The organism is Frankia sp. Mgl5 (assembly GCF_023242985.1).
Lineage (GTDB): Bacteria > Actinomycetota > Actinomycetes > Frankiales > Frankiaceae > Parafrankia > Parafrankia soli.
Window position 1 is genome coordinate 1 of the sequence record NZ_JALKFY010000035.1, and the last position, 305, is coordinate 305.

Here is a 305-nt window from a genome sequence, read left to right on the forward strand (position 1 = left end):
GCCTACCACCACCGTATCAGCGATGCCAGCCATTTGGCTCGCCTGCTCGGGTGTCCGGATTCCGCCGCCGTAAAACAGGCGAGCGTCATCTCCCAAGCCAGCTTTGCAGGCTTTAACAACCTCCGGGTCTCCATACGCCCCGCTATATTCCACATAAAAGATGGGGAGACGGCAGATTTTGGTAGCCACCCGCGCATACGCCATCGCCTCTTCCTTGTCAGCGATTGGGCGAGCATTGGTCAACCTGGCGACAGCGGCGTCCGGATTGAGAATCAAATACCCCTGCGTATAGATCTCCTCCCAGT

1 protein-coding gene is annotated in these 305 nt (G+C 57.7%); it reads right to left on the minus strand.

Annotation, left to right across the window (positions count from 1 at the left end; genetic code table 11):
- The coding region (locus MXD62_RS08245; RefSeq protein ID WP_248828809.1) for a geranylgeranylglyceryl/heptaprenylglyceryl phosphate synthase at positions 1 to 305 on the minus strand (305 nt) is incomplete at both ends.